The organism is Amycolatopsis ultiminotia (assembly GCF_039536925.1).
GTDB lineage: Bacteria > Actinomycetota > Actinomycetes > Mycobacteriales > Pseudonocardiaceae > Amycolatopsis > Amycolatopsis ultiminotia.
Window position 1 is genome coordinate 166,725 of record NZ_BAAAZN010000002.1, and the last position, 21,523, is coordinate 188,247.

General features: G+C 70.8%; 18 protein-coding genes. 13 read left to right on the forward strand and 5 right to left on the reverse strand.

From position 1 onward, the window contains the following. Positions 1 to 21: 21 nt before the first annotated feature. The 5 genes from tesB to ABD793_RS05735 all read left to right on the forward strand — a co-directional run bounded on the left by tesB (position 22) and on the right by ABD793_RS05735 (position 5,907). Positions 22 to 921 carry an acyl-CoA thioesterase II gene (gene tesB, locus ABD793_RS05715; RefSeq protein WP_344856086.1) on the forward strand — a complete coding sequence of 300 codons (900 nt, stop codon included), beginning with the start codon at positions 22 to 24 and terminating at the stop codon, positions 919 to 921. 408 nt (positions 922 to 1,329) lie between these two features. After that, the gene (locus tag ABD793_RS05720) at positions 1,330 to 2,232 is read left to right on the forward strand and encodes a helix-turn-helix domain-containing protein (RefSeq protein ID WP_344856088.1); all 903 of its coding nucleotides are present in this window, start codon (positions 1,330 to 1,332) and stop codon (positions 2,230 to 2,232) included. 13 nt (positions 2,233 to 2,245) lie between these two features. Further along, positions 2,246 to 2,455, forward strand: a complete 210-nt coding sequence (locus ABD793_RS05725) for a DUF397 domain-containing protein (RefSeq protein ID WP_344856855.1) — start codon at positions 2,246 to 2,248, stop codon at positions 2,453 to 2,455. Positions 2,456 to 2,627: 172 nt separating this feature from the next. Further along, a complete protein-coding gene (locus ABD793_RS05730; protein WP_344856090.1) occupies positions 2,628 to 2,834 on the forward strand; it encodes a hypothetical protein in 207 nt (68 codons plus the stop codon). Between the two features lie 52 nt (positions 2,835 to 2,886). After that, entirely contained in the window at positions 2,887 to 5,907 is a 3,021-nt protein-coding gene (locus ABD793_RS05735) for a helix-turn-helix transcriptional regulator (RefSeq protein WP_344856092.1), read from the forward strand. 34 nt (positions 5,908 to 5,941) lie between these two features. On the opposite strand, the gene ABD793_RS05740 is transcribed toward ABD793_RS05735, so the two are convergent. Then, a complete protein-coding gene (locus ABD793_RS05740; RefSeq protein ID WP_344856094.1) occupies positions 5,942 to 7,555 on the reverse strand; it encodes a succinic semialdehyde dehydrogenase in 1,614 nt (537 codons plus the stop codon). A gap of 96 nt (positions 7,556 to 7,651) precedes the next feature. Further along, on the reverse strand, positions 7,652 to 8,296 hold the full coding sequence (locus ABD793_RS05745) for a TetR/AcrR family transcriptional regulator (RefSeq protein ID WP_344856096.1): 645 nt from the start codon (positions 8,294 to 8,296) through the stop codon (positions 7,652 to 7,654). Positions 8,297 to 8,398: 102 nt separating this feature from the next. On the opposite strand from ABD793_RS05745, the gene ABD793_RS05750 reads away from it, so the two are divergent. After that, the gene (locus ABD793_RS05750) at positions 8,399 to 9,553 is read left to right on the forward strand and encodes an acyl-CoA dehydrogenase family protein (RefSeq protein ID WP_344856098.1); all 1,155 of its coding nucleotides are present in this window, start codon (positions 8,399 to 8,401) and stop codon (positions 9,551 to 9,553) included. 32 nt (positions 9,554 to 9,585) lie between these two features. Then, positions 9,586 to 10,728 carry a CaiB/BaiF CoA transferase family protein gene (locus ABD793_RS05755; RefSeq protein WP_344856100.1) on the forward strand — a complete coding sequence of 381 codons (1,143 nt, stop codon included), beginning with the start codon at positions 9,586 to 9,588 and terminating at the stop codon, positions 10,726 to 10,728. Between the two features lie 10 nt (positions 10,729 to 10,738). Here ABD793_RS05755 and ABD793_RS05760 read toward each other — a convergent pair whose 3' ends face one another. Next, positions 10,739 to 11,293: a GNAT family N-acetyltransferase gene (locus tag ABD793_RS05760; RefSeq protein ID WP_344856102.1), complete on the reverse strand. Its 555-nt coding sequence runs from the start codon at positions 11,291 to 11,293 to the stop codon at positions 10,739 to 10,741. 201 nt (positions 11,294 to 11,494) lie between these two features. Between ABD793_RS05760 and ABD793_RS05765 the strand changes: the two genes are divergently transcribed. From ABD793_RS05765 to ABD793_RS05785, 5 genes are all read left to right on the forward strand, one after another. Continuing rightward, complete coding sequence (locus ABD793_RS05765) at positions 11,495 to 11,671, forward strand: hypothetical protein (protein WP_344856926.1); 177 nt, start codon at positions 11,495 to 11,497, stop codon at positions 11,669 to 11,671. A gap of 317 nt (positions 11,672 to 11,988) precedes the next feature. Continuing rightward, on the forward strand, positions 11,989 to 12,471 hold the full coding sequence (locus ABD793_RS05770; RefSeq protein WP_344856104.1) for a helix-turn-helix transcriptional regulator: 483 nt from the start codon (positions 11,989 to 11,991) through the stop codon (positions 12,469 to 12,471). A gap of 125 nt (positions 12,472 to 12,596) precedes the next feature. After that, the gene (locus tag ABD793_RS05775) at positions 12,597 to 13,502 is read left to right on the forward strand and encodes a lytic transglycosylase domain-containing protein (RefSeq protein ID WP_344856106.1); all 906 of its coding nucleotides are present in this window, start codon (positions 12,597 to 12,599) and stop codon (positions 13,500 to 13,502) included. Between the two features lie 610 nt (positions 13,503 to 14,112). Then, positions 14,113 to 14,502, forward strand: coding sequence for a hypothetical protein (locus tag ABD793_RS05780; protein WP_425548653.1), 390 nt, complete (start codon positions 14,113 to 14,115; stop codon positions 14,500 to 14,502). A 26-nt stretch (positions 14,503 to 14,528) separates the two neighbouring features. Further along, positions 14,529 to 14,879: a DUF3817 domain-containing protein gene (locus ABD793_RS05785; RefSeq protein WP_344856108.1), complete on the forward strand. Its 351-nt coding sequence runs from the start codon at positions 14,529 to 14,531 to the stop codon at positions 14,877 to 14,879. Positions 14,880 to 15,416: 537 nt separating this feature from the next. Here the strand turns inward: ABD793_RS05785 and ABD793_RS05790 are convergent. Both ABD793_RS05790 and ABD793_RS05795 read right to left on the reverse strand, forming a co-directional pair. Then, positions 15,417 to 17,015, reverse strand: coding sequence for a solute symporter family protein (locus ABD793_RS05790; RefSeq protein ID WP_344856110.1), 1,599 nt, complete (start codon positions 17,013 to 17,015; stop codon positions 15,417 to 15,419). After that, on the reverse strand, positions 17,012 to 17,437 hold the full coding sequence (locus ABD793_RS05795; RefSeq protein ID WP_344856112.1) for a DUF485 domain-containing protein: 426 nt from the start codon (positions 17,435 to 17,437) through the stop codon (positions 17,012 to 17,014). The genes ABD793_RS05790 and ABD793_RS05795 overlap by 4 nt, the downstream gene beginning before the upstream one ends. A gap of 971 nt (positions 17,438 to 18,408) precedes the next feature. Between ABD793_RS05795 and ABD793_RS05800 the strand changes: the two genes are divergently transcribed. Then, positions 18,409 to 21,523, forward strand: a 3,115-nt coding sequence (locus ABD793_RS05800; protein ID WP_344856857.1) for a nitrate- and nitrite sensing domain-containing protein, incomplete at its 3' end; no start/stop codon positions are given.

Consider the following 21,523-nt stretch of genomic DNA (forward strand, 5'->3'; position numbering starts at 1 on the left):
CCGCAGGGGTACTTTCCGGACATGACCGAAATGGCCAGGCAGGCCGCCACCGGACTCGACACGGATGCCGGTGGCGGCGGGCAGCCGGTGCTCGACAAGCTCATCGCACTGCTCGACCTGGAGCAGATCGAGGAGAACTTCTTCCGCGGGGTCTCGCCCGCGCACTCGCCGGTGCGCGTGTTCGGCGGGCAGGTCGCCGGGCAGGCGCTCGTCGCGGCCGGACGGACCGTGCCGGACAGCAGGCGGGTGCATTCACTGCACGCGTACTTCATCCGCGGCGGCGACCCGAGCGTGCCGATCGTGTACGAGGTGGATCGCATCCGCGACGGGCGCTCGTTCACCACCCGGCGGGTGGTCGCCATCCAGCACGGCAAGGCGATCTTCTCGCTGTCCGCCTCGTTCCAGAAGGACGAGCCGGGCATCGAGCACTCCGAGGTGATGCCGGACGTGCCGGACCCGGAGACGCTGCCGACGTTCGGCGAACGGGTCGAGGGCTTCCCGCTGCGCTTCACCGACCGGGCGCGGCCGATCGACATCCGCTACGTCGGCGAGCCGCCGTGGATCACGCGCACGAGCGGGGAACGGCCGCGGCACAACCGGGTGTGGATGCGTGCCGACGGCACCCTGCCGGACCGGCAGCTGCTGCACGTCTGCGTGCTCACCTACGCCTCGGACATGACGCTGCTCGATTCCGTGCTCGCGCGCCACGGCGTGTACTGGGACGTGGACCAGGTGCTCGGTGCCAGCCTCGACCACGCGCTCTGGTTCCACCGGCCGTTCCGTGCGGACGAGTGGTTCCTCTACGACAGCACCTCGCCCAGCGCATCGGGCGCCCGCGGGCTGGCGACCGGACGGTTCTTCACCCGCGACGGCAAGCACGTCGCGACCGTCGTGCAAGAGGGCCTGCTGCGGGTGGTCTGAGCTCAACCCTTCGGGGGAGCCACCGAGAGTGGTCCCCGATGCGGAAAAATTCGGAAAAACCATACTTTCGTGGGGTCGAAATAGGCGGGAAACCGCCTGGGCAATACCGCGTGCCTAACGCGGGTGGTGCCCGGGACCGGTCGGGGGACAGCCCCGGGCACCCGTCACCGGGAAAACACCCGCGCACACCGTGCGTTTCCCGGCGGGTCTTCGTCTACGCTGCTCAGAAGCCCGCGCAGGCTGACGAGCACGATGCCACAGTACAACCGCACTCTGCATTTTGCAGTTCGGCACCGGTCGCAGGGAACGCGGTAATTCCGAGGTGTCACCATTCCACCGATCGGCCGCATGGCTGGTTAGATATGTGGTGCAGGCAGGGTGCGCGGAACACGAACCGGAGGTGCTGTCGTGGCGAGAGGCCAGGGACCCACCGTTCGCCGCAGGCGGCTCGCGAGCGAGCTGCGGAGGCTGCGCGAGGCGGCCGACCTCACCATCGACGAGGTCGGCGAGAAGCTGGAGTGCTCGGCGTCGAAAGTGAGCCGCATCGAGACCGGCCACGTCGGGGTCACCCCGCGCGACGCACGCGACATGCTCGCGCTCTACGGGATGACCGGCGACGAGCAGGAAGCGCTCGTCCAGCTGGCCCGCGAGGCGCGCAAACGCGGCTGGTGGCACGCCTACAACGAGGTCTTCACCGGTACCTTCGTCGGCCTGGAGGCGGACGCCAGTTCGCTGCGCGCGTTCCAGGCGCTGCTGGTGCCGGGCCTGCTGCAGACCGAGCGCTACGCGCATGCGGTGATCCGCGCGCTGCGGCCGGACGCCGAGGACGCCGCGATCCGGCGTCGCGTCGCCGCGCGGATGGCCCGCCAGGATCTGCTCAACGAAACCCCGCCTCCGGAGTACTGGGCGGTGGTCGACGAGGCAGTGCTGCACCGCGTCGTCGACAGTCCGGAGGTGATGGCCGAGCAGCTGCACCGGATGACGGCGGTCGCCGAGAAGCCGAACGTGACCATCCAGGTGGTGCCGTTCGGTGCGGGGGCACACCCCGGTATGGAGGGGCCGTTCCTCATCATGGGCTTTCCCGAACAGGCCGACCCCGACGTCGTCTACGTCGACGACAGCACCTCCAGCGGCCTGTACCTGGAACAGCCCGAAGACGTCCGGCGCTACGCGCTGATGTTCGATCACCTGCGCGCAGCCGCACTGAAACCGGACGACTCGGTCGATCTGATCACCGAGGCGGCCGGCCGGTTCGCCCACCAGGCGGCCGGCGCGGGCTCAGTGCACCACCTGGAACCGAGGACACAGTGAGGAAGTGGGGACCATGATGCCGGACGCGGATCTTTCCGGGGCGCACTGGCGCAAGAGCAGCTTCAGCGGCGGCGGCAACGACTGCGTCGAGGTCGCCTTCGTCGACGGCGGTGCCGCGGTGCGCGATTCCAAGGACCCCGAAGGGGGTGCCTTCCGCCTGTCCGCACAGGGCTGGCGGGGGCTGCTGGCCGCGGTGCGCGCCGGCGACCCGGACCAGGCCTGAGCCAGGGCCACCCCGACCCCTTACCCCGGTGGCCAGGAATTTCCTGGTCGGCTACGTGGGTAAGGGGTCGGCTCGTGCCGGGATGTGGGTGATCACCCGATGCCCCGCACGACCCCTCAGCACCACCGTGGACGTCGAACCGATGACGATCCGAGGAGCTGGGGAGAAACCGATGAGCACTCTCTACGGGGATGCGACACAGGCCGAGGTGGACTACCGGGTGGCCGAGCTTCGGCGGGCCGCGGGGCACGCCCGCCGGGGCCGCCCGAACCGCGCGTTGCGCTGGCTGCGCGCGCACCTCGCGTCCGGTGTGCCGGTGCCGAGGCAGGAACGGCGTACACCGGTGCCGTGGGTCGCCCGTGCCCGCGACCACACGTGATCGCCGGCGCCGGGTGAAAAGCGTGCCGGAACTGTCGGGGGTGTAGGCAAGAATGTCCCTCGTGCCCCGTCTCGGTTCCGGAATCCCGCTCGTCGCCCGCACCCAGGAGATGCGGCGGTTGCGCGCGGCGTTCGCGCGTGCCGAACGGGGTGCGGCGAGTGCGGTGCTGGTCGCCGGCGACGCGGGGGTCGGCAAGACGCGGTTGCTCACCGCACTCGGTGAGCACACCGGCTCCTGCGGTGCGCTGGTGCTCAGCGGCCGGTGCATCGACGTGCGCGACGGCGGGTTGCCGTACCTGCCGTTCGCCGAGGCGCTGGAACCGCTCGGGTCCGCGGCCGATCCGGTGGTGGCGGCCGCGGTGGGCGGCCGCCCGGCGTTGCGGCGGCTGCTGCCGCAAGGCGGCGCACCGGAACCCGCCGGTGCCGGTGCCGGTGCGCACGGGCAGGTCGCCACCGGGGCCCGCGAGGGCATGCGCCGGTCGCAGCCGGAGCAGGATCTCGGCCAGCTCCAGTTGTTCGACGCGGTACTGGGGGTGCTGACCGAGATCGCCCGCGACCGGCCGGTGGTGCTGCTGGTGGAGGACCTGCACTGGGCGGATTCCTCCACCCGCAACCTGCTGTCGTTCCTGCTCAGCCGGTTGCGCACGCAGCGGCTGCTGGTCGTGGCCAGCTACCGGGAGGAGGACGTGCACCGCAGGCATCCGCTGCGCGGCCTGCTGTCCGAACTGGTCCGGCTGGCCACCGTCGAGCGGCTGGAGCTGGCGCCGTTCGGTCCGGCCGATGCGCGGGTGTTCGTGACCGCGCTCGCCGAGGAGCCGCTCGGTGAGGACCTGGTGGCGGAGATCGCCGAGCGGTCCGAGGGCAATCCGTTCTTCGTCGAGGAGCTGCTGGCCAGCGGCGCCGACTGCGCCGACCTGCCCGCCGGGCTCGCCGAGGTGCTGCTGGCCCGGCTGGAGCGCTTTCCCGCGGAGACCCGCCGCGTGCTGCGGGTGGTCTCGGTGGCGGGCGAAGGGGTGTCGCACGCCGCGCTCGCCGAGGTTGCCGGGGTCGGCGAGGCGGAGCTGGACGAGGCAGTGCGCGAGGCGGTGCAGCACCACGTGCTGGTGATCGAGGACGGGTTCTACGTCTTCCGGCACGCGCTGCTGCAGGAAGCGGTCTACGGCGATCTGCTGCCCGGCGAGCGCACCCGGATGCACGCCGGATACGCCGCGCGGATCCAGGCGCACCCGCAGGGGCGGGGACACGACGCGAAGCTCGCGTTCCACAGCCTGGAGAGCCGGGATTTCGGCACCGCGCTGCCCGCGTCGCTGCGTGCGATGTACGAGGCGGAGAAACTGGGTGCACCGGGAGCCGCGCTGCGCCAGGTCGAGCAGGCACTGTCCATTTGGGACGCGGTACCGGAGGAGGACCGCCCGGACGGTTACGACGAGGTGACGCTGCTGACCGAGGCTTCCTTCTTCTCCGGTACCTCGGGCGAGCCGGAACGCGCGGTGGCCTACGCGCGATCGGCCACCGAAGCGTTGCCTCCGGAAACCCCGCCGGGCACGGCCGCTCAGGTGTGGCGTCGCTACTCCGAAGCGCTTCTCGCACTGGAGGGTTCGCTTGACGAGGCCACTGCCGCGATCGAACGGGCCTGGCGCCTGCTGGAGAACGAGGGGCCGAGCGCCGACCGTGCCTGGGTGCTCGCCTCGCGTGCCGGGTTCCTGCGGCTCGTCGACCGACCGGAGGAAGCGCTGGAAAGCGCGCTCGCCGCGGTCGCCGACGCGCGGTCGGCCCGTTCCGCCGGTGCCGAGGCCTCGGCGCTGGTCACCCTCGGCACACTGGCCGACTCGGCGGGCAACGCCGGACAGGCGCGCGAGCGGCTGGCGGAGGCGGAGCGGAAGGCCCGTGGTGCGGGAGCACTGAACGTCGAACTCCGCGCGATGTACTTCCTCGCGCTCAGCTACCTCGATCAGGCGGAGACGGAACCCGCGCTGAAGCACTTCACGCGCGGGGTGGCGCGGGCCGAGGAATCCGGGCTGATCTGGGGGTCCTACGGGCTCGAGCTGCGCGTCCAGCTGCTCTCCCTGCGTTACGTCAGCGGCGACTGGCCTGCCGACGACGGGGCCGCGCGGGCGGGCCGGGGCGTGTCGAGCGCGGTCGCGGCCCGGATCCTGGCCATCTGGGTGCTGTTCTTGGTGGCGCGCGGACGGTTCGACGAGGCCGCGGCCCTGCTTCCGGAACTACGCAGGCAGTGGTCGGCAGACCTGCAGATCGCGCTGTCCGCGGGCGACGCGGCGATCGAACTCGCCGCCTGGCGTGGGGACCACGCCGGCGCGGTGCGGATCACCGAGGAACTGGCGGCGTGGCTGGAAAAGAACGAACCGTGGCTGCTCAGCGGCATCCGCGCGACGGCGCTGGGCATGCCGTCGGTGGTCGCGCTGGCGACCGAGGCGCGGGCGCGGGGCGACCACAGCGCCGCGGAGGGTTTCGTACGGACCGGCCGCCGGTTGCTCGACCACGGCCGCCGGTGCGCGGCCGACGGCGCACCCCGCTCCGGCACGCTCGGTCCGGAAGGCCGCGCTTGGCTGGTGCGGCTCGAAGCCGCCGCCTCCGGGCTCGAAGGCCCGGCGGATCCGGCGTTGTGGGCCGAAGCCGCCGAGGCCTACTCCTACGGCGCGGTCTACGAGCAGGCGCTCTGCCGCTGGCACGAGGCATCTGCGCTGCTGGCCGTCGGCCGTCCCGGCGCCGCGGCCGCGTTGGAAGCCGCACACGCCGTCGCCGTGAAGCTGGGCGCGGTGCCGTTGCGTGACGCGGTGCGCGATCTCGCCCGGCGGGCGCGTGTGGAGCTGGCCGGTGCCGGGCCGGCGGTGCCGCCGGTCCGGACGAGCCCGCTCACCGGCCGTGAGCAGGACGTCCTGGAGCGGGTCGCACTCGGGCGCACCAATCGCCAGGTGGGGGAGGAGCTGTACATCAGCGAGAAGACGGTGAGTGTGCACCTGTCCCGAGTGATGGCGAAACTCGGCGCGAGCCGCCGCGCGGAAGCGGTGGCGATCGCCTACGACCGGGGATTGCTCACCACCCCGGCGGAATAGCTGCCCGGCAGGCAAGGCGCGGGACGGACCGTGGTCAGCGGCCGGGCAGGCGCCGCAGCAGTTTCATGCTTGCCGACATCAGCCGTGCCCACAGTGCGCCCGGCACCGGTTTCGGCGGACGCAGTGCCAGACCACGCTGCACGGCGATGGACTGTGCCTCGGTGTATTTCAGCAGTCCCTCGGATCCGTTGCGCCGGCCCGCGCCGGAATCCTTCATCCCGCCCATCGGCACGCCGACCGTGCCGAACGTGGCGGCGTAACCCTCGTTCACGTTCACCGTGCCCGCCTTCAACCGGGCCGCAATTTCCCAGCCGGCGCGGCCGTTTCGGGTCCAGACGCTCGCGTTGAGGCCGAACGGGGTGTCGTTGGCGCGTTCGATGGCGTCCGCGACGTCAGTGAAGCCGTAGATCGACACGACCGGGCCGAAGGTCTCCTCGGCGAACGGCGTCATCTCCGGGGTCACGTCCGCCAGCACGGTCGGCTCGTAGAACAGCGGGCCGAGATCCGGCCGGGCCCGGCCGCCGGTGAGCACCCGCGCGCCCTTCGCACGGGCGTCCTCGACGTGCGCGGACACCGTCGCCAGCTGGCTTTCCGAGGTCAGCGACCCCACCACGGCCCGGTAATCGAGCGCTCCACCGAGCTTGAGCGCCCCGGTGCGCGCGACGAACGCGCGGGTGAACTCCGCACGGATGCTCTCGTGCACGTAAATCCGTTCCACCGACACGCACAGCTGTCCCGCCGAGGAGAAGCACGCGGTGACCGCACCGGTGGCGGCCTTGCCGACGTCCGCGTCCGGCAGCACGATCATCGGGTTCTTGCCGCCCAGTTCGAGCGAATAACCGGTGAGCCGCTGCGCGATCCGGCTCGCCAGGTCCTTGCCGGTCGGGGTGGACCCGGTGAAACACAGGTAATCGCATTCCTCGAGCAGCGCGTCGCCGATCCGCGAGCCACGCCCGAGCACGATCTGCCACAGCCCGGCGGGCAGTCCGGCCTCCTCGGCCAGCTCCTGCAGCCACAGCGCGGACAGCGCGGTCTGGTTGTCCGGCTTCTGCACCACCGCATTGCCTGCCGCAAGTGCCGGGAACACGTCCATCGCGGTCAGTGCGAGCGGATAGTTCCACGGCGAGATGATCCCGACCACGCCCTTGGCATGGCGCAGTTCGCCGGCCTTGGTCAGCGCCGGGATCACGCCTGCCGCCCGCCGTGGGGAGAGGATTCTCGCGCTGTGCTTGCCGTAGTAGGCCGCGACCAGCGCGGTGGCGCTCACCTCGTCGAACGCGTCGATCCGCGCCTTCCCCGCCTCCACCTGGACCAGGTCGAGGACTTCTGCCTGCCGGTCGAGCACGAGATCGTGCAGCCGCACCAGAAACCGCTGCCGCTGAACCACCGGCGTCGCGGCCCACTCGCGTTGCGCTTCACGCGCGGCCGTGAACGCGGCCCGGACCTCACCGTCGCCGGCCTGCGGGAGCGAAGTGATCGGCTGCCCGGTGAACGGCGCGAGCATCCGCACCGGAGCGGAGTCCGCGCCGCCGGTCACCCTGGCCACGAGCCCGGCCGCACGGGCCGCGGAGGGGGCACCCGGCACTCCGCCGACCGTCGAGGGCAGGGCCTGCCCGGCAGCGAATTCCGCGGGACTCGTCCTGGTCACTCGTGCACCTTCTTCCGCACCGAAGGGAGTTACCGACGAGTACACCATACCGTCGGTACGGAGAACAGCCGGAGTTCCGCGCGGCATCCGGCCGGATCAGCGAGCCGAGCCACCCGAGCTGCCGGTGCTGCCGGTGCTGTCCGAGTACAGCTGCACCGCGATCCGCTTCCACTCCGTCAGCAGCTGGCGGCGGCGCTTCGGATCGCCACCGAGCTCGGCGTCGAGGGCCAGCCCACGGGTCAGGTTCACGGTCAGCCAGAACAGCATTTCGGCCCGTTCCTTCGGCAGGTCGCCGGCGACCTGGCTGATGTGGGCCAGCGTCGTCCGGCCCAGTGCGCGGTCCACCGGGCGGATCGCCGCGCGCAGTTCCGGATCGGTGCGGGCCGCGACCCACAGCTCGGTGACGGCGGTGGACAGCGTGCCCGAATAGCCCGTCCACAGCAGGTCGATCGCGGCCTCGATACCGGACGACCCGCCGGGCAGCCCGTCGAGGGACGCGCTCAGCTGGGTGCGCAGCTTCGTGGTGAGGTGTTCGACCGCGACGGCCATCAGCTCCGCCTTGGTGGCGAAGTAGTGCTGCACCGCGCCCTTCGACACCCCCGCCCTGGCGCAGATCTCCTGCACCGACGCCCGTGCGTAGCCGATGTCCACCAGACAGTCGATGGTCGCGTCGAGCAGCGCGGTGCGCGTCTGCTCGCGCCGTTCGGCCTGGGTGCGGTGCCCGCGGGCTACCTCGGTCATCGCGGTCCCCTTTACCTACCGGACGGGCCGGATGTACATTCCGCAGAGAACTTACCTTCCATACGTCATGTTTTCCAGCGCCCGTCCCCAGGAGGCGTCGCCGTGTCGTTGCAGATCCCGAAGAGCTCGTGGAGCAGCAGTCCCGAACTCGAGGACCTCCGCGAGCTCTCCCGCTCGTTCCTGCAGAAAGAGCTCATGCCGCACCAGGAACGGTGGGCGGCCGAGAAGAAGCTCGACCGCGAGGTCTGGACCAAGGCCGGTTCGCTCGGGCTGCTCTGCCTGTCCGTCCCGGAGGAGTACGGCGGGGGCGGCGGTACGTTCGCGCACGAGGCCGTGCTGTTCGAGGCGCAGGCGCGGGTCGGGGAGAACGCGTGGGGCGTCAGCGTCCACAACGGCATCGTCGCGCACTACCTGCTGTCCTACGCGGCGGAGGAGAAAAAGCGCGAATGGCTGCCGAAGCTCGCCAGTGGCGAGTTCGTCGGCGCGATCGCGATGACCGAGCCGGGCACCGGATCGGATCTGCAGAACATCAAGACCCGCGCGGTGCGCGAGGGCGACGACTACGTGATCAACGGCGCGAAGACGTTCATCACCAACGGTTTCCACACCGACCTCGTGGTGGTCGCGTGCAAGACCGACCCGGAGGCCGGCGCACAGGGCGTGTCCCTGATCGCGGTCGAGACGGACACCCCGGGCTTCCGCCGCGGCCGGGTGCTGGACAAGGTCGGCATGAAGGGACAGGACACCGCCGAGCTGTTCTTCGACGACGTCCGGGTTCCCGCGGCGAACCTGCTCGGCGAGCAGGAGGGGCAGGGTTTCATCCAGCTGATGACCCAGCTGCCCCAGGAACGGCTGATCATCGCGGTGATCGCGGTGGCGGGCCTGGAAGCGGCCGTGGACCTGACCCTCGACTACACCAAGGAACGCACCGCGTTCGGCCGTCCGATCTTCCATTTCCAGAACACCAAGTTCAAGCTCGCCGAGGCGGCGACCGAGGCCGCGGTGTCGCGTGCCTTCCTCGACCAGTGCGTCGAACGGCATCTGCGCGGCGAACTCGACGTGCAGGGTGCGGCGATGGCGAAGCTGTGGACCACCGAGCGGGTGAACAAGGTGGTGGACGACTGCCTGCAGTTGTTCGGCGGCTACGGCTACATGAACGAATACCCGATCGCGCGGGCCTGGGCGGACGTGCGGATCTCCCGCATCTTCGGTGGCACCAGCGAGATCATGAAGGAGATCATCTCCCGCACGCTGTGAGCCGTTCCTCTTGCCACGAAAGGACTTCTCGGGTGAAGTCAGGTCCATTGGCCGGGGTGGCCGTGGTCGAGCTCGCCGGGCTCGCCCCTGCCCCGTTCGCCGGTATGCTGCTTGCCGACCTCGGTGCCGACGTGCTTCGCGTCGACCGGGCCACACCGGGTGCCGACGTGCTCGGCATCCCGGACGATCCGCTCGGCAGGGGCCGTCGATCGGTCGGGGTGAACACCAAGACGCCCGAGGGCGTCGAGCTGGTGCTGCGTCTTGCCGAGCGCGCGGACGTGCTGATCGAGGGTTTCCGGCCGGGGGTCGCCGAGCGGATGGGCCTCGGCCCCGAACAGGTGCACGCGCGCAATCCGCGGGTCGTCTACGGCCGGGTCACCGGATGGGGACAGGACGGTCCGCTCGCGCAGTCGGCCGGGCACGACATCAACTACATCAGCGTCGCCGGCGCGCTCGACCCGATCGGCAGGGCAGGCCAGCGTCCGGTGCCGCCGCTCAACCTCGTCGGCGACTTCGGCGGTGGCGGTCTGCTGCTCGCGATGGGTGTGCTGGCCGCGCTGCACGAGCGCACCACGTCCGGCCGGGGACAGGTCGTGGACGCTTCGATGGTCGACGGTGCGGCGCTGCTGACCACGAGCCTGCACGGGATGCACGCGGCAGGCGTGTGGCCGGGGGAACGAGGGCAGAACCTGCTCGACGGCGGCGCCCCGTTCTACGACACCTACGAGACCGCGGACGGCAAGTACGTCGCCGTCGGCGCGATCGAGATGCGGTTCTGGGCGGCTCTGGTCAAGGTGCTCGATCTGGCGGACGACGATCTGCCGGTGCACGTGGACCAGAGCCAGTGGCCGCGGCTGCGCGAGATCGTGGCCACCGCCGTCCGCCGGTTCACCCGCGACGAACTCGTTGCCCGCGCGGAAGGCACCGACGCGTGCCTCACGCCGGTGCTTTCGCCGTGGGAAGCGGCTGCCCATCCGCAGAACGCGGCGCGCGGGACGTTCGTGGACATCGGCGGCACCGTGCAGCCCGCGCCAGCGCCCCGGTTCGACCGGACCCCGGCCGCGACCCCCGAGGCACCGCACGAAAAGGGCGCGGACACCGCGGAGGTGTTGGCGGAGCTCGGTTTCGACGCGGACGGCGTCGCGGCACTGCGGAAAGCGGGCGCGATCGCCTGAGCCGAGATGCCTAGTCGGCCGTGAGGTCCGCGCGCACGACCGAGTACAGCACGTGGTCGCGCCATTCGCCGTCACGGAAATCGAAGCCCCGCAGGATGCCTTCGCGGGTGAATCCGGCCTTCTCCAGCGAACGCTGCTCGGCGCGGTTGTGCACTTCGGTGCTGGCCTCGACGCGGTTGAACTGCGTGTGCGCGAACAGGTAGCGCACGAGCTGCCGCTGCGCCTCGGCGCCGAGTCCGTGCCCGCGCGCCTCCGGCAGCAGCACCATGCCGATGTTCCAGCAGTACGCGTGCGGGCCGGTGCGCGTCCGGTGCCAGGAGACGAGCCCGAGCGGGCGGCCGTCGAGCGTGGGCACGAGCATGCCGCCGTCGGTGGTCAGCAGGCCGCTGTCCTGCCAGCGGCGCCGGACGTAGCCGGGGTCGTGCCAGCCGAACCACTGGTACTCGCCGACCGTGCCGGGGTCGTTGGTGAGCGCCTCCAGCAGGTCCAGATCGGATTCGCGGGCCGGGCGCAGCTCGACCACGGCCCGTCCGGCCGGTCCGTCGGATCCTCGGTGCGCATCCATCGCCGGAGCGTAGCGGGGGCCGCGCGGCGACCCGACGGCTCACCTGATCGTGATGCGTATCACTCCGTGGTGATCTTCCGGTCCCGGTCCGGCCCGGAGCCGGGCCAACCGGGCAGTTCGTCATTACAGTGGACCCGGCCACGCGCGGTGCCCGCGGGGTCGTGGCCGGCATCCGTCCGGGAAGCCGGGGGAGAGCATCGGATGGGAGTCATGTCGAGCGGCGTGAAGAAAGTCATCGTGGTCGTCGTGGTCGTGCTCGTACTGTTCTTCCTGATCACGCAGCCGACGCAGTCGGCGGATCTGGTGCACCGCGTGCTCGGCTGGCTCCGCGACGGCGCCGAGGCCATCGTCACCTTCTTCAAGACGCTGTTCTCCTGACCTGCAGGGACGGCCTCCCGCAGGCGCGACGACCACGCACCGTCACCCCGGTCCGGGATGTGCGCCCGCCGCTCGACCATCCGGGTGGATTGCCCCGGGAAACCGCCTGGTCACCGAATTTGTCCGGGCGGGGGTATGGCGGAGAAACCCGGCTCCGCCCTACGGTGCTCACATTGCGTGATCGGGTGGTTCCCCGATCCCTCGGGAACCCGCTCGGACGGGGTGTGTCCGCTGGTCACGCGGTGGGGTTGCCAGTCGAGAAACGCGCAGCGGGGCAGGCGGTCAAGGTCTGCCTGCCGGGCGAGTAGGAGGCAGGGATGACCGGAGATCCCGGAGTGGAAGCGTTGATCCAGCAGTGGGCCGCCGAGCGGGAGCAGACTCCCGAGGAGCAGGAGGTCGACCGCATCGCCTCCGCCTGGCTCGCGGACGCGCCCGCCGCACCGCCCGGCATCCCCGCCCAGCGCGCCCGTTCCGGACCCGGCCGGTTCGCCCCGGTCGAGGCCGCCGACCCCGGCTACCTCGACGCGATGCGCGACCGGTTGCCGGAGGTCCCCGACGACCTGCTGGTGGCTGCCGCCGGGTGGTGGCAGATGGTCGGCGACGTCGCCGAGGCACAGCAGTGGTGGGACGCCGGCATCAGCCCGCTCGACCAGCGGGCACTCGACTACCGTGCGGCCGGTCTCGCACCGTCGGACCTGAGCCGGCGGCTCGGTCCGATGACCGTGCTGCAGCATCTGCGCCGCGGCAGTGCACCGGCGTGGTGCGTCGCGCGGCTGGCGCGGCAGCAGAAGTCCGCCTGACGGGACGATCCGACCCGGGTGGGTGAACCGGGGTGGCGGGGCCACTCGACGCGTGTGCGTAACGCTAATCTGCGCGGACTCGTTGTGTGATCGAACCACCCCCACCCCTGGAGGACCGGAGTTTCGTGCCCGCCACCGGACAGACCCCCGACACCGAGCCGACCGGAGACGGGACCACGGCCGCCGCTGCCGCCCCGTCGCGGAGGCGTCGTCCCGGCGTCGCGCTGGCCGTCCGGCTCGCGGTCGTGGCAGGCGTGCTCGTGGTCGCCGGCGCCGGCGTCTGGTTCGTGACCAGCGCGTCGGCCCCGCAGGCGAGTCCGACCACCACGGACATCCCGGCACTGAGCGTCCGGGCCGCCGACGTGCGCCCCGGTTCGGTCGCCCCGGTCAGCGCGCGGGCCGCGGGCGGCGCGGACCCGGGCACGAGCCCGCAGTCGGCACGTCCCTCCGGCGGCGATCCGCTCGACGGATGGGCCAAGCAGGTCGCGGCCGTGACCGGAATCCCGGCACGGGCGCTGCGCGCGTACGGCAACGCCGAACTCGCGATGCGCTCGGCCGACGCGGGCTGCCGCATCTCCTGGGCCACGCTGGCCGGAATCGGCCGGATCGAGTCCAACCACGGCCAGTACGGCGGCGCGGTCCTCGGTGCCGACGGCCGCCCGTCCAAGCCGATCATCGGCGTTCCCCTCGACGGTTCGGCCGGTGTCCGCGCAATCACCGACACCGACGGAGGCCGCTACGACGGCGATCCGGTGGCCGACCGCGCGGTGGGCCCGATGCAGTTCATCCCGAGCACCTGGGCGAAATGGGCCGCGGACGGCAACGGCGACCACCGGGGCGACCCGCAGCAGATCGACGACGCCGCCTTCGGCGCCGCCCGCTACCTCTGCGCAGGCGGCCGGGACATGGCGAGCCCGTCCGGCTGGTGGTCGGGCGTCCTGTCGTACAACAACTCCACCGAGTACGCGCAAAAGGTGTTCGGCCTTGCCGACGAGTACGCGAAATCCGCCCAACGCGCCCAAGCAGGCTGACCCCACGGCACGACCTGCGCCGGCCGGCTGCCGCCGCCGGTGGAGCGGGGACGGTTTGCCGCTCTGGCGGGACGGCTGTCGGTAGCCGCGGAACCCGTCGGGTGTCGCGGTGCGGCGGCCTTCTTGTATGCGGAGCGTGCGGTGGTTCCGGCGGGCCGATCGGCTGCCGTGGCGATCGGCGGTCGCTGCGGTGGTGGGTGGCTGTTGCCGTGGAGCTGATGGCTCGTGGTGGCGACCGGTGGTCGCGGTTGAGGTGGAGTGGCGCGGAGGTCGCTGCAGTGGCTGTCGGTGTGGTGGTGGAGCCGGCCTTGTGGTGACGACCGGCTGTCGCAGCGGGGGCGGCCAGTCGGTTCGGCTGACCCTCCGGGGTCGGTCGCCGGATGGTCGTCTGTCTGGTTTGTTCCGGTTGGTCGTCGGTGGAGGGGTTCTGCGCACGGTCGGCTGTGGCCGGTTCGGTCGGTGCTGTCGGTGCTGTCGGATGCTGTGCGGGTCGGTGCGGCCACGGCGGTTGCGCAGTGCGGTTCCGGTCCGGTTCGTCTCGGTGGGGCGGTCGCCACAGCTGAGCGGCCTCTCAGCTTGCGGGACAGTGCCCAGTGCTAGCGTCGAAGCCGTGCCAGCAGAACCCGGCCCTGCCGTGTCCCCGCTCGGGCGGCGGCTCGCGATCGTGGCCACGTGCCTCGTGAGCCTCGCGCTGTGCTGTGGGCTGGCCTGGTGGCAGTGGGACCGGTTCATGTCCGCGAGCGGCACCTTCCAGAACCTCGGTTACGTGCTGCAGTGGCCGTTGTTCGGGCTGTTCCCGGCGTTCATGTTCTGGCGTATCAAGAAGCTGCGCGAGCGCGAGCAGGCCGAGCCGGCCGCCGCGGAACCGCCCGCCCGCGAGGCCGCGGTGACCGTGCCCGCCCCGCGGCGGGCGACCCCGCCGCCGGCAGACGGGGACGACGAGCTCGCCGCCTACAACCGTTACCTGCGCGAGCTCAACGCCCGCGACCAGCAGTCCTGAACGCCCGCGGAAGTGAGGACGCTCCCATGACGACCAGCACCGAAGGTGCCGCCCCTGCCCGCCCGGCGAAGGTGACCGGCTCGCTGGGCCGGTTCCGCGCCAGCGCGTACGTGACCGGCGTCGGCCTGCTCGCGCTGTGCGTGACCATGGTCGTCGAGTACGGCTTCGGCAACGCCACGCCCGCCGCGGTGTATTCGCCGATCCACGGTGTGCTGTACATGATCTACCTGGTCCTCACCATCGACCTGGCGATCAAGGCCCGCTGGTCGATCAAGAGCACCGTGCTCGTCCTGCTGGCCGGATGCGTCCCGTTCGTGTCGTTCATCGTCGAACGCCGGGTAACCCACCGCGTCAAGGCAGGCCAGGACGTTTTCTGACCGGTCGGGCCCGGCGCCATTCTCGGTTCTTGCGTCCCGACGGATGTGAATCCACAACGCTGCGCCGGACGGCGAATCCCGGATCAAGGGAAACCGTGACCGGCAGGAACTGCAAAAATATCCCGGTGGGTTACGAGCGTCGGGTGCTGTGGCCGGTTCACTGACACAGTGCGCCGACGTCCACCCCGACCCGGCCGGATGAGCCGTCCCCACAGGGAAACCGGTCGCGTTCGGCGCCCCGTGGTCGTTGCCGGACGGGCCGGGGAGCAGTGCGGATCGCTCGGCCGGTCCGAATGCTATCGACGGATTCGCGGTCTTCTCGGGGTTGGGTTACCGGAATGGCCCGCGTTCTTCAGGTGCGCACCGCGCGGAACGGGCCCCGAATGGGGTGCGGCAATATCGGCACGATTCTGCGGTCGGCCGGAATGGATGCACACGGCGGATCTCGGTGGCCGGTTCTGCAGATGGGCCGGCCACCGAGATCCACCGTGTGCGCCGTCGAAGACGCCGTGCCGGTGGTGCAGTGCGTTCGGTGACTCAGGAACCGGAGCCGATTCCGGTCAGTGACCGGACTTCCATCTCCGCGTGTTTGGCCGGGTCGGCCTTCGAGCGGCCGGCGAAGGTGCCGATCGCGCCGCACAGGAACGAGAACGGGATCGACACCAGGCCCGGGTTCCGCAGCGGGAACCAGTGGAAGTCCAGGCTCGGGAACATCGAGTCCGCTGCGCCGGACACCACCGGGGAGAAGAGCACCAGCAGCACGCATGCGCCCAGCCCGCCGTAGATGCTCCACAGCGTGCCGGTGGTGTTGAACCGCTTCCAGAACAGCGAGTACAGCAGCGTCGACAGGTTGGCCGAGGCGGCCACCGCCAGTGCGAGCGCGACCAGGAATGCGACGTTCTGTCCGTTGGCCAGGATGCCGCCGAGGATGGCCAGCACACCGATCACGACGGCGGTCAGCCGGGCCACCCGCACCTCGTCGCGGGGTTCCGCCTTGCCCCGCTTGAAGATGTTCGCGTACACGTCGTGTGCGAACGAGGCCGACGCGGTGATCGTCAGTCCGGCCACCACGGCGAGGATCGTCGCGAACGCGACCGCCGAGATGACGCCGAGCAGCACCGTGCCGCCGATGTGCAGGGCCAGCAGCGGGGCCGCGGAGTTCTCGCCGCCCGGCGCCGCCTTGATCTCGTCCGAACCGACCAGCGCGGCCGCACCGAAGCCGATCACCAGCGTGCACAGATAGAACACGAACATGCACACCGTCGCCCAGACCACCGAGCGGCGGGCTTCGGCGGAGTTCGGCACGGTGTAGAACCGCATCAGCACGTGCGGCAGCGAGGCAATACCGAGCACCAGGGCGAGCGAGAGCGAGACGAAGTCGAGCTTGGTGGTCCCGTTCTTGCCGTAGGAACCACCCGGTTCCAGCAGCTGCTTGCCCATCGGGCTGCGGTCGGTCGCCGCGGAGAGCAGGTTGGAGAAGCTGAAGCCGAACTTGCCCAGCAGGAACACCGTGATCAGGGTGCTCGCGACGAGCAGGATGCTCGCCTTGATGATCTGCACCCAGGTGGTGCCCTTCATACCGCCGATCAGCACGTAGGCGACCATCACCAGGCCGACCACCACGATCACCAGCGACTGGCCGAGCCGGGAGTGCACGTCCAGCAGCAGTGCGATCAGCCCGCCCGCGCCGGCCATCTGCGCGAGCATGTAGAAGAACGAGATGACCAGCGTCGAGGTCGCCGATGCGGCGCGGACCGGCCGCTGCTGCATCCGGAAGCTCAGCACGTCGCCCATGGTGAACCGGCCGGTGTTGCGCAGCAGTTCGGCGATCAGCAGCAGGTCCACGAGCCAGGCGACGAGGAAGCCGATGGAGTAGAGGAAGCCGTCGTAGCCGTGCATCGCGATCGCACCCGCGATGCCGAGGAACGATGCGGCGGACAGGAAGTCGCCGGACAGTGCGACGCCGTTCTGCCGTCCGGAGAACGAGCTGTCCGCGGTGTAGTAGCCGGAGGTGGACGAACGGCGATTGCCCGCGCGGTAGACCACGAACAGGGTGATCGCGACGAACACCGCGAACACCACGATGTTCACCACCGGGTTGTTCGCCTCTTCACCGGCGGCCAGTGTGATGGTCACAGGGGCTTTCCTTCCGTCACCGCGGCCCGCTCCCGCAGCTCGGCGACGCGGGGGTCCATGTCGCGGCCGGCGAAGCGGGTGTAGAGCCACGTGATGAGCGCGGTACTGGCGAACTGCGCGAGGCCGAGCAGCATGCCGACGTTGACCAGGCCGAACACCGGGGTGCTCATGAAGTCGTTCGCGTACGCGGCCAGCACGACGTAGACCAGGTACCAGATGAAGAACGCGATGCTGACCGGGAACACGAACCGGCGGAACCGCTTGCGCAGCGAGCGGAACTCCGGGCTGCGCTGGATCAGGTCGTAGTCCGGGCCTTGCCTGCGCGCGGGCGTCTCGCCGTCGTCGAGGTCGAACAGCGCCGGCATCCGGCCGGTTTCCTCGAGCGGGTTGGCCGGCGCGGGGGTGCGCGCGACGTTGTGCATGGGAGTGCCTCCGGCAACTTGCGCCCGTGGTCGGGGTGCGGGCGGGACCGGGCCTCGTTCCGATGGCACCCGGATCGCCCTTGCGGACGGGGAGGCGGCCATACTAACTACGTCGCCGGAGTGCGGAAAAAGCCGGTTGCCGGGGCGCCTCGGGAAATGCGATTTCGGCCGGAAAATACCGGAAATACGAGGTTGCCGGAAGATCACGGTCGGATCACTCGGAATAGTGAGTGGCAAAGTGACGGGGTGTCGTCGCTGCTCGGGCAGACTGCGGCAAATGGTGTCCGACGAGTCCGCCGCCGGCGGCGATCGTGACCTGGGGTGACGATTCGGCGGACCACCCGCCCGGTCCGGCCGGACCGGGCGCAGGAGATTCCCGGTCCGGACCGGGATGCGGAAAGAAATCACCGGGTCGGGCGGCGGGTCGCTGCATCTCCACAACATCGGGTTCATCTTCCGGCTTGCCCCACCCGATGGGGGCACACAGCGTAGGCCCGCCGGGCGATTCGGCTACGCTCCGTGGGCTGATCGGGTGACCGGGGAGCGGTTCCTCCCGACGCAACCGGTAACCGAAATTCTCTCTTCGTGTGCCGCACCGCGAAACTCCCGGCCGCCCTCCTCTTCGTTCAGGTATTTTCCCAGGTCAGCCGTGCGCGGTGGAAGACAATAACCTCGAGCGTGTTTGGTGTACGATTTCTTGGCCCAGCTGACCGCAGCGATCGATAAGGCACCGACAAGTTGATCTCGACCATCGCCGTGCAGTACGCAACTTGCGCCGTGCACGTGCAGAGTCCCGGGAAGCCGTGCGGCTTCCGGGACGGCGCCGGATCTGCACGGTCGTGCCCGACCCCCCTCGATCGCGCGGGTCGGCGGAATGCCGTGGACCGTGCCTGCAGCCCCGGGCGCCGTCGACGGGCAGCCACGACGCCGGACAGGGAGTCACCTTCGTGACCGTTGCAGGAGAAGGCCAAGTGCCTGTGGAGAAACTGCTCGGCCGTCCGCCACGGCGGCCGCGCGGGTCGTCCGGCTGGCGGGCGGCGCTGCGCTGGCGGGACTGGAGCCTGCCGGTCAAGCTGTCCGCCGTCACGCTGGTCCCCATCGTGCTCGCGCTGGTCCTCGGTATCACCGCGATCGCGGGCCAGGTCGGGCGTTCGAGCGACTACCAGCGGATCGACCGGCTGGTCGCACTGAGCACCCAGCTGCGCACCCTCACCGACGGCCTGCAGCGCGAGCGCACGCTCACCGCCGAGCAGCTGACCGCGGGCGTCTCCGGGGTCACGCCCCAGCTGAAGGCCGCACGGGCGGCGACCGACGCGGCGATCGAGCCCTTCAGCGAGGCGGCCTCCCGCGCCGGCGGCGACGGCTCCAGCGTCTCCGGTGCAGTGAACTCGGCGACCGCGCAGGTCAACGAGATCGCCGTGATCCGGCAGCAGGTCGGCGCCGGTCTGCTGCACGCGGCCGAGGCCGTCGGCGACTACAACGCGGTGACCAGTGCGCTGATCGGCGCGGACACCTCGGTCGCCGCGGTCGCCAGCGCGGACGCGCTGGGCAGCACCCCGAGCGCACTGCACGACCTCGAAGCCGCGAAGGAGCAGGCGTCGGTCACCCAGGCGCTCGTCGCCTACGGTGCCGCCACCGGCTCGCTCACCTCGCAGCAGCTGAGCAGCGTGCGCGACTCCGAACTGCGCTACGACGACCGGATCGCCGACTTCACCGCGGCCGCCACCGCGCCGCAGCGCCAGGACCTCGACAGCACCCTCAAACCGGACTCCTCCTACGACCGCAAGCGGATGGTCGGCACGGTGCTCGGCGAACAGGGCACCTCCAGCGACAACGCGCTCGGGCAGCTGTCGGTGCAGGAGTGGAACAACGCCTCGAACGCGGTCACCTCGCAGCTGACCGAGGTCGGCAACCGGATGGGCAGTGAGCTCAGCACGGCGTCCGGGGCGCTGGTGGAGGACGCCAGCAGCAGTGCGGGCCTGCTCGCCGTGCTGCTGTTCGCCGCGCTCGCCGCGGCGGCCGCGGTCGTCTTCGTGATCACCCGCCAGCTGTTGCGCTCGCTCAAGACACTGCGACGCAGTGCGCTCGACGTGGCGGAGAAGGACCTGCCGGACGCGGTGCGCAACATCCAGGAGGGCCGCACGCAGAGCGTCGAGGTCGAGCCGGTCCCGGTGCAGGTGCACGACGAGGTCGGCGAAGTGGCGCGCGCGTTCGAGAAGGTGCACAGCCAGGCACTGCGGCTCGCGACCGAACAGGCCGCGATGCGGGCCGGCTACAGCAGTGTGTTCGTCAACCTGTCGCGGCGCAGCCAGAGCCTCGTGCAGCGCCAGCTGCAGCTGATCGAACGGCTGGAGCGCGACGAGGAAGACGCCGACCAGCTGGCCACGCTGTTCCAGCTCGACCACCTGGCCACCCGGATGCGGCGCAACAACGAGAACCTGATGGTGCTCTCCGGTGCCGAGCCGGGCCGCCGTACCGGGCAGCCGGTGTCCGCGCACGACGTGCTGCGCGCCGCGGTGTCGGAGATCGAGCAGTACCAGCGGGTTTCGGTGCAGCACCCGCCCGCGGTGAAGATCGTCGGGTTCGCCGCGAGCGACGTCCAGCGGCTGATCGCGGAGCTGCTGGACAACGCCACCGCGTTCTCCGCGCCGGAGACCCAGGTGACGGTCGCGACGCGGCTCGCCGAGGACGGTTCGCTCAACGTCGACATCCTCGACAAGGGCATCGGCATGAACGAGTACGAGGTGCTCGAGGCCAACGGCAGGCTCACCGACTCCGGTTCGGTGGATCTCGCGACCTCGCGGCGGATGGGCCTGTTCGTGGTCGGCAGGCTGGCCGGGCGGCACCGCATCGGCGTCTCGCTGCACGGCGGCAAGGACATCGTCGGCGTGCGGGCCACCGTGGTGGTGCCGCCGGAACTGGTGATGACCGGATCGGTGACCGAAACCGGCCCGTTGACGAGCATTCCCGCGCCGCCCTCGACCCCCGGCGGCCTGCCGCGCCGGCAGCGTCCGGTCAACGGTTCGCCGCGGCCGGGTGTGGTGCCCACCCAGCAGCGCACCGGTGACCGGCCCTGGCCTTCGGCGGGTGACCTCGCCGGGTACGCGCCGGAGCAGGGTGCGCGACCGCCGTCGGATCTGGAGGTGTCCGGGACCGCGCTGTTCAGCCCGATCCCGCGGGACGATCCGGCGCCGGCGGCGCCGCCGAAACTGCCCCAGACGGTGGACGTACCGCCCCCGCGGCCGGAATCCGCGCCCGTGGAACCGCCGCGCGACGAGCGGGCCGGTGAACTGCCCGCGGGCAAGGACCTGTTCTCCGCGGCCAACGGAACCACGCTGAGCGACTGGTGGAACCAGGCTGCGCAGCAGGTGCCGGAGGTACCCCCGCCGTCCGCGGCCGAGACGACCATCGAGAACACGCCGATCTTCGACGAGATGCTCTCGGTCTGGTTCCGCTCACCCGCACCGTCCACAGAGGAGGAAACGGCCGACGCAGGCGAGGCTCCCGCGGCCGCCGGTGCGGCCCCGGTCACCACGCCCGAGCAGGACGAGCGCAACTGGGACTTCGCCAGCGACGAGAACTGGCGCACCGTCCAGGCGGTCACCAAGGCCGAGCCGACCGCGTTCACCGAGGCGGGCCTGCCGCGCCGCCGCCGGGGCGAGCAGTTGCTGCCCGGCAGCGCCACACCGGAATCCGCGGTGCCGCAACCGGACCAGGAGCTGCCGGACCTGCCGGTCCGCGACCCCGCCGACGTGCGGGGCCGCCTGACCAGCTTCCAGCGCGGCGTGAACCGAGGACGGCAGCACGTCCGCGACTCCGGTGGCACCCCGGCCGGACAAACCGGTCAGGACGTCGCCCCGTTCACCCCGGCCCCGCAACCCGGCGCGGATGTGGCGGGCTTTGGTACCGCGCAGGGTGGGCAGTCTGGTTCGGACGTGGCTGGGTTTGGTTCGGCTGTGCAGGGTGGGCAGTCTGGTTCGGACGTGGCTGGGTTTGGTTCGGCTGTGCAGGGTGGGCAGTCTGGTTCGGACGTGGCTGGGTTTGGTTCGGCTGTGCAGGGTGGGCAGTCTGGTTCGGACGTGGCTG

Bases quoted from the DNA above. Each gene is read 5' to 3' on its own strand.
- ABD793_RS05795 (WP_344856112.1), bottom strand. From the start codon at position 17,437: ATGCACAACGTCGCGCGCACCCCCGCGCCGGCCAACCCGCTCGAGGAA.
- ABD793_RS05735 (WP_344856092.1), top strand. From the start codon at position 2,887: ATGTCCCTCGTGCCCCGTCTCGGTTCCGGAATCCCGCTCGTCGCCCGC.
- ABD793_RS05770 (WP_344856104.1), top strand. From the start codon at position 11,989: ATGACCGGAGATCCCGGAGTGGAAGCGTTGATCCAGCAGTGGGCCGCC.
- ABD793_RS05730 (WP_344856090.1), top strand. From the start codon at position 2,628: ATGAGCACTCTCTACGGGGATGCGACACAGGCCGAGGTGGACTACCGG.
- ABD793_RS05760 (WP_344856102.1), bottom strand. From the start codon at position 11,293: ATGGATGCGCACCGAGGATCCGACGGACCGGCCGGACGGGCCGTGGTC.
- ABD793_RS05725 (WP_344856855.1), top strand. From the start codon at position 2,246: ATGATGCCGGACGCGGATCTTTCCGGGGCGCACTGGCGCAAGAGCAGC.
- ABD793_RS05745 (WP_344856096.1), bottom strand. From the start codon at position 8,296: ATGACCGAGGTAGCCCGCGGGCACCGCACCCAGGCCGAACGGCGCGAG.
- ABD793_RS05765 (WP_344856926.1), top strand. From the start codon at position 11,495: ATGGGAGTCATGTCGAGCGGCGTGAAGAAAGTCATCGTGGTCGTCGTG.
- tesB (WP_344856086.1), top strand. From the start codon at position 22: ATGACCGAAATGGCCAGGCAGGCCGCCACCGGACTCGACACGGATGCC.
- ABD793_RS05785 (WP_344856108.1), top strand. From the start codon at position 14,529: ATGACGACCAGCACCGAAGGTGCCGCCCCTGCCCGCCCGGCGAAGGTG.